Here is a 1,317-nt window from a genome sequence, read left to right as displayed (position 1 = left end):
TTTGACCGAAAACAATGGGATACAAGCCTCGTTCTTCTAGAACGGCTTTAATCATGCTATACTAATTGCCGTAGCAGTTTTCCACGTCAAATGATAGTTTTAGAGTTTAAAGCAAAAGGGAAAACAACTCAATATGCAGCCGTGGACGAAGCGATTAAGACGGTTCAATTCGTCCGCAATAAGTGTATCCGTTTTTGGATGGATAACCGAAGTGTAGGACAAAAAGAGCTATATCGCTACAACACTGCGTTAAGGGCTGAATATTCCTTTGCTTCATACTTAAACTCTCATGCTTGTCAAGTAGGAGTAGAAAGAGCTTATAGCTCCATAGCTAGGTTCTACGACAACTGCAAGAAAGGTATTCCCGGAAAAAAGGGATACCCCAGGTTCAAGAAAAACAATCGTTCGGCGGAATATAAAACAAGCGGGTGGAAGTTATCGGAAACCAGAAAGCAGATAATCTTTACCGACAAAAAAGGTATTGGCAAGTTAAAACTTAAAGGAACGTGGGATTTAAACTTCTATCAATTAGAACAGATAAAACGGGTCAGGTTAGTGCGTCGTGCTGACGGCTACTATGTTCAATTTTTAGTTAGTGTAGACAATAATGTAGTTGCACAACCGACTGGTAAAACCATCGGTTTGGATGTTGGCTTAAAAGAGTTTTACACAGACAGTAACGGGCATAGTGAACCTAACTGTCGGTTTTATCGCGCAGGAGAGAAACGTTTAAAGTTTAAACAAAGACGTGTTTCTCGCAAGCAAAAAGGTTCTACTAATCGCAGGAAAGCTATTAATAAGTTAGGGCGAGTACACCTCAGAATAAGTAGGCAACGTGAAGAACACGCTAAAAAAGTAGCGCGTTGCGTAATCAAATCTTACGATTTGGTCGCCTATGAAGATTTGAGGATTAAGAATTTAGTAAAAAATCACTGTCTCGCTAAATCTATTAATGATGCTGGTTGGTATCAGTTCAGAAAATGGTTAGAGTATTTTGGGGTGAAGTTTGGTAGGACAACTGTAGCAGTTAATCCTGCCTACACATCACAAAAATGTTCTAATTGCGGAGCATTAGTTAAAAAGTCTTTATCTACAAGAACTCATGTTTGTGAGTGTGGATTTGTACTTGATAGAGATTGGAATGCTGCTATTAATATTCTGAGACTAGCCTTGAGTACGGTAGGGCATACCGGAACTTGGATTTTAGATCCGAACGCTTCAGGAGATTCGACCTCTACTCATGCTGGAGAAATCCTGTGTGAGCAAGTTGATTCTATGAATGAAGAATCTTCGTCCTTATAGGACGGAGAGTGTCAA

Annotated in this window: 1 protein-coding gene; it reads left to right on the top strand. The window is 39.8% G+C overall.

Annotated features, from left to right (window positions below; genetic code table 11):
- Nucleotides 1-90: 90 nt before the first annotated feature.
- Complete coding sequence (locus ACM03V_RS34380; RefSeq protein WP_414625297.1) at nt 91-1,302, top strand: RNA-guided endonuclease InsQ/TnpB family protein; 1,212 nt, start codon at nt 91-93, stop codon at nt 1,300-1,302.
- Nucleotides 1,303-1,317: the final 15 nt, after the last annotated feature.

Source organism: Calothrix sp. CCY 0018 (assembly GCF_963920925.1).
GTDB lineage: Bacteria > Cyanobacteriota > Cyanobacteriia > Cyanobacteriales > Nostocaceae > Rivularia.
The sequence above is the reverse complement of the archived record's forward strand: the minus strand, read 5'-3'. Positions and strand labels throughout refer to the sequence as shown.